Source organism: Marinigracilibium pacificum (genome assembly GCF_012926615.1).
Taxonomy (GTDB): domain Bacteria; phylum Bacteroidota; class Bacteroidia; order Cytophagales; family Cyclobacteriaceae; genus Mangrovivirga; species Mangrovivirga pacifica.
In genome coordinates this window covers 26,049-32,048 of sequence record NZ_JABBNU010000018.1, presented here as the reverse complement: position 1 = coordinate 32,048, position 6,000 = coordinate 26,049, and the positions used below count along the sequence as shown (strand labels likewise).

Here is a 6,000-nt window from a genome sequence, read left to right as displayed (position 1 = left end):
GTATCATCCTGAAAGTCCTGACAAGCTTTTAGCTTCGTCATGGGGCCATTTTATTATCAAAACCCTTATCGGATTCCGGTGAGGGTTTTTTTATGGCCTGATTTTTATAGTACTAATCGCCTCAATACTCACGCTCACTCTTACTCTTTTTATCTATTCAGACTCTTATAAAAACGATCAGTGTTTTTATAAATATAGGCAGTTCAAAATCACAAGTCAATTATTACCATTCTCGTAATTTCTCTTTATTCTTTTCATCTCTTTTTTTTAAAGCATATAAACATTACTAATTATATTTTGATAAGGGTGATTATTAATAATATAATTTTAACCGTTCGTCATGAATTTTTTAGATATCTTATAAATTGGCACTGTAATTGAAAGATAATTAGTGAAATTACTATTAAATCTTTTATCCAAAATCAATTTATGAACACACGAAAAATCGTTTCATTAATGACGTTTAACCTGTTATTGGTTTTAATGGGTTTTGTCACTTCTTGCAATAAGTCAGATGAAATAAATGTAAATCCCAAAATTCATAATACTCAATTAATCAATGGAGAGTATGTCGTTCCTTTTGAATTGGTTACTATTAATGGTGTTGGCTTTACTGATAACACTATATTCTTATTGAATGATCTTGAAATTCCGGTTTCCCAATTTGAATCAAGTACAACTGTAAAAATAAATGTTCCAAAACAGGCAGGCACTGGTTATTTACATATTAAAGGAATACCTGGTGAAGATGTTTTTTTATTGAAAGTCAGAGATCCGGGTTGGAATAAAATAAGTGGAACAGAAGATAATTATTTTGATGGGATGTCTTTCTCTATAACTAACAGACAGGTAGGGTTTGTTTATGGGAATAAGCTTCTAAAGACAACAGATGGTGGACTAACGTGGAATAGAGTTAATTCACCTGATATTGAAGGTAATCCAATTAAAGATTTAATAGCTGTTACTGGAGATATATTATATGTATTTAGTGATGTAAATAATTTAAAGTTTGCAAAGAGCACTGATGGAGGAACTAACTGGTCTTTAATAGATTTCCCTGAAAATGAATTTGATGTTCTTGATTTATCTTTTAAAGATGAATTAAATGGATACGTTTTCATGCGTGTATATGGAGAAGGCGATCCTTCATATAGTATTTATGAAACATCTAATGGTGGGCTTGAATGGAAGTTTGTAGATTCTTTACCAGCACAATCAAGTGATGCTAAATTTACAATTAGTGGTGAAACTAATTGGCTAATAAGTGAATACTTTCAAAAAGCTTATCGTATTGAAGAAGGCTCAATCAACAGTGAAAATTTACCTTTATTCATTGATGAAGGAGCTCCTGTGATTTTAACAAGCATAAAATCATTTGCTGCAGGTTATACCGGTTCAAAACTTATTAAAAGACCAATAGCAGGTTTTGAGGACTGGACAGCCTCAGATCCTTGTGTATTGTGGGAATCTAATAATAAAGGGAGTTCATGGAGTAAAGCAATTATTCTTCCGGAGATTCTTTTCTCAGGTAATTTACAGGCAATGGATGTATTTAATAATAAACTAAGTGGGGTGACCTCAGATTTAAAATATATTGAATATGATGTTGAATCTGAGAATTATCTATTTAGATATCTTGATTTGTCCGGAGTGTTGATAAATGATGAAATGCGTATCCATATAAATACCACGAATGATATTGTTTTATTCAATGGTGGTAACGTTTATTTGAAGCTTAGAGAATAATTAAAAGATCTTGTTTTGAAGTGCCCCCAAAATGTTATACACAATTTGGGGGCATTTTTATTTTTAGTAAATTATATAAAAAAAAACATGGATGACGCGGCAATAACTATGATTGAGAATTTAAAGGCTAAAACTGGGAAGTCTTTAGAAGAATGGATCAATATTGTTAATGATAAGGGTGATTTGGTAAAACATGGTCAAATCGTAAAGTATTTAAAAGAGGATCATGGTTTTACTCATGGTTTTGCCAATTTAGTTGCATTGAAAGCCTTAAAAACAGATTCTGGTTCTGTTGAAGATAAGTCATTATTGGTTGAGGAACAATTTAAGGGGAAAGAGCATTTTATTCCAATTTATAAAAAGATAATCGAAGCTGTAAATAAGTTTGGAAATGATATTGAGATCGCTCCTAAAAAATCTTATGTCAGTCTTAGAAGGAAAAAACAATTTTCAATTCTAAAACCTGCTACAAAATCAAGATTTGAAGTTCAGGTAATTTTAAAAGACCAAGATTCTGAAAGTGAATTTAAACAGATAGTTTCCAAGAATGCAATGTGTACACATCAAGCAGATATCACTGATATTTCGCAAATTAGTGATGGAATAATTAATGGCTTAAAATCAGCGTATAATGCTGCTGGATAAAATAATTTTTAATGTATAAAGAAGGTGAAATATTTGAGTCCATAAAAGATCTTGAAAAGGGAGAGTATGAAAATTGTGTTTTTAATAACTGCAGTTTTATTCAAGCCAATTTTAAAGAGTTTAAGTTTATTGAATGTGAATTCAATAGTTCAGATTTAAGCAATATAAATACCCTGAATACTTCCTTTCAAAATGTAATTTTCAAAAACTCAAAACTTTTAGGTGTACGATTTGATTATTGTAATCCCTTTCTCCTTCAAATGAGTTTTGAATCTTGTCAATTAGACTTTAGTTCTTTTTATGAATTGAAGCTAAATAATCTTCGCTTTTTGAACTCCAGATTGCATGATGTTGATTTTGTAAATGCGAAAATTGATAAAGTTGTTTATCGAGATTGTGATCTTCTTGGGGCTCAATTTGATAATACAAGTCTGGTAGATGCTGATTTTTCAACCGCAATAAATTTCAATATTGATCCGGAGAAAAATGATATACGCAAAGCAAAATTTTCTTTGGAAACATTGCCGGGTTTATTAGTGAAATATGAAATAGAAATTGGTTAATGAGTTACTAATGAAATAATATTTTTTTGACCTAATTTTTAATATTCTTAACTTATAAGAATAATGATACATTTCTTATGAGTAAATTAAACAGACGTCAATGGTTGAAAAGTTCATCGAGTCTTATCGGTGCGGCAACATTGCTTTCCGGCTTTCCTTCATTTGCTAACTCTATCGTTGGTGACCAAATTAATGAAGAAAGAACTTTAATAAGGTTAAGCTCCAATGAAAACCCTTATGGTCCATCAAAGGTTGTCCGGCAAAAGATAATAGATTCTTTCGATGAGTCGTGCAGGTATCCCTGGGCATATATGCAACCTTTAAAGGAAAAGCTAGCTGAGAGAGAGGGGGTTTCATCTGATTGTATTGTTATTACTGGAGGTTCTACTGAAGGGTTAAAAGCTGCAGGAGCAGTGTATGGCATGTATGGAGGAAATATAATTGCTCCAAAACCTACCTTTTTAGCTATGATGGACTATTCTTTGCTTTTTGGCAGTAATGTAACTTATGTTGATGTAGATGCAAATATGGGTGTTGATCTTCAGTCAATGAAAAATAGTATAACGCCTCAGACAAATCTCATATTCTTATGTAACCCAAATAATCCAACTTCTACCCTGCTTCCATCCGGTGATCTTAGGCAGTTTTGCAATGAAATATCTAAAGATGTTATTGTTTTTTCTGATGAAGCTTATTATGATTTTATAGAGGAAGAAGGCTACCCTTCAATGGTTGAACTGGTAAAAGAAAATAAGAATGTTATTGTTTCCAGAACATTCAGTAAAGTTTATGGTCTTGCAGGGTTAAGAATAGGTTATTTAATTGCTCGTCCTGATATAGCGAGAAGACTCAGGGATCACATTATGGCATTTACAAATGTTCCTGCATTAAGAGCCGCAGAGGCTGCCCTCGATGATCACGACTTTTATCAAATGTCCCTTAAAAAAAATAGGGAGTCTAAAGAAATGATTTATAATACACTGGATAAATTAGATATGCGATATGTTAAGTCACATACTAATTTTGTGTTTTTTGAGTCAGGGAAGGAAATTGATCAACTTGGGAAACATTTCTACGAAAAAGGAATTTTAATTGGCCGACCTTTTCCTCCATTCAATAAATGGTGTAGAATTAGTACAGGGACAATTGAACAAACAGATAGGTTTTGTGCTGAATTAAGGAGTTTATATAGTTGATCGATAGTTTGTTACTCTTAATTCAATAGTGAAATAGTTAAGTCTTTTTAGTAAATTTATAATAGTTCATTTACCAATCTGCCCATTACCACCATGAAAACCAACATCCACTCTTTGATAATATTCTTTATCGGTATAATTCTTACTGCCCTTTCTTGTAATACTGATAAAAAGGAAGTTGATTATTCCTTAGGAGAAATAGAATTAGAAATCTCAGGTAATGATAAAGCAAAAGCAGCTTTTAAAAAAGGTATGTTATTGTTGCATAGTTTTGAATATGCTGATGCAAGAGATGAATTTATAAAGGCACAGGAAGCAGATCCGGAGTTTGCACTGGCTTATTGGGGAGAAGCTATGACTTATAATCACCCTTTATGGAGATACCAGGATTATGAAAAAGGGTCTGCTGTAATGAAAGAAATGCTAGAAAAAGGGAAGCTGAGTGATATTACTGAGCTTGAACGTGATTTGATAGAATCAATAAAATATCTATATAAGTCAGGGTATCCAAAAAATGAGAGAGACCAAATGTATTCTGATTTCCTAAATAAGATGTCAGATAAGTATAAGGATAACCAAGAGGTAAATGCATTTTATTCATTGTCTTTATTGGGTAAAGTAAAAACGCCCAGAGATTATGAAATCTTCGGTCAGGCTGCTGCTGCTGCCAAAGAGGTATTAAAAGTTAATCCACGTCATCCTGGAGCATTACATTATTTAATTCATTCATATGATGATCCTGAACATGCACGTTTGGCTATTGAAGCGGCAAATAATTATAGTAAAGTTGCTCCTGATGCAGCTCACGCGCTTCATATGCCTTCACATATTTATGTTGCATTAGGAATGTGGGACGCTGTTGTTGAAGCTAATGAAAAATCATATCAGGCTAGTGTAGATAGAAAAAATCGTAAAGGGCTAGATAACGATGCCAGAGGTTATCATTCCTTTCATTGGCTACAATATGGATACTTGCAGCAAGGTAGAGTGGATGAAGCCAAAAAAATGGTTGAAAACATGCAGCAATACACTGCTGAAAAGCCTTCTGAAAGAGCGAGAGAGCACCTTGTGTTTCTAAAAGGTACATACCTGGTGGAAACAGATGATTATGATTCAGAAATAGCAGATATTAAGGTTGATGTTAAAGACCTCAATATCTCAGTCAGAGCCCAATATTATTTTAGTGAAGGCTATAAGGGGTACTTTAATAATGATGAATCTCAGATTGATAAATATATAGACGTAATCGTTAGAGAATGGAGTGCAGACAAATCAAAGGTTTCAGATTATGGCATAGCATTATGTAAAGGTGAAACTGATGGTATGGTAAGGCAATCAGATATAGATTTGGCAAAATCTATGGAGTGCCAATTAAAAGGGCTTAAAGCATGGATGAATGGTAATCAAGTGGATACTGAAAAATGGCTTTTAAAGTCAATTGAATTTGAAGAAATGGCTGGGTTTAATTACGGACCTCCTGTTGTGCAAAAGCCTTCGTATGAGCTATATGCAGATTGGTTGGTAAGCCAAAATAGATTTGATGAAGCATATATTTATTTTGAAAAGACTTTAAAAAAGCATCCAAATAGAACAATTGCCAAGGAAGCAAAAGAAGAATTGAGCTATACAAAAACCATGTGATAATTTGCTTCGTTTATGATATTATAGCCGATGTTAAAGAGTACTTTAAACATCAGGTAAAGGCCGGTAAGACCGGCCTTTTTTTTGTGCAAACCTTTGCAAAAGGTTGAATTTATATAAAAGTTTAAAAATAGCTTTAATTAGAAAACGTTTGCGGTAACGTTTGCGGGTAAATATGTTGTGTAGAGGTGTTGTAAATGTCTGATTTT

5 protein-coding genes are annotated in these 6,000 nt (G+C 32.7%); all 5 read left to right on the top strand.

Going from position 1 to position 6,000, the window contains the following annotated elements; all coding sequences use genetic code 11:
- Positions 1-429: 429 nt before the first annotated feature.
- The 5 genes from HH304_RS20945 to HH304_RS20925 all read left to right on the top strand — a co-directional run bounded on the left by HH304_RS20945 (position 430) and on the right by HH304_RS20925 (position 5,791).
- Positions 430-1,746, top strand: a complete 1,317-nt coding sequence (locus tag HH304_RS20945; protein WP_169685253.1) for a WD40/YVTN/BNR-like repeat-containing protein — start codon at positions 430-432, stop codon at positions 1,744-1,746.
- Positions 1,747-1,854: 108 nt separating this feature from the next.
- Positions 1,855-2,391, top strand: coding sequence for a DUF5655 domain-containing protein (locus HH304_RS20940; protein WP_271711727.1), 537 nt, complete (start codon positions 1,855-1,857; stop codon positions 2,389-2,391).
- Between the two features lie 11 nt (positions 2,392-2,402).
- Positions 2,403-2,954 carry a pentapeptide repeat-containing protein gene (locus tag HH304_RS20935; protein WP_169685251.1) on the top strand — a complete coding sequence of 184 codons (552 nt, stop codon included), beginning with the start codon at positions 2,403-2,405 and terminating at the stop codon, positions 2,952-2,954.
- A gap of 77 nt (positions 2,955-3,031) precedes the next feature.
- On the top strand, positions 3,032-4,150 hold the full coding sequence (locus tag HH304_RS20930; protein WP_169685250.1) for a pyridoxal phosphate-dependent aminotransferase: 1,119 nt from the start codon (positions 3,032-3,034) through the stop codon (positions 4,148-4,150).
- Between the two features lie 93 nt (positions 4,151-4,243).
- A complete protein-coding gene (locus HH304_RS20925) occupies positions 4,244-5,791 on the top strand; it encodes a tetratricopeptide repeat protein (RefSeq protein ID WP_169685249.1) in 1,548 nt (515 codons plus the stop codon).
- Positions 5,792-6,000 lie beyond the last annotated feature (209 nt).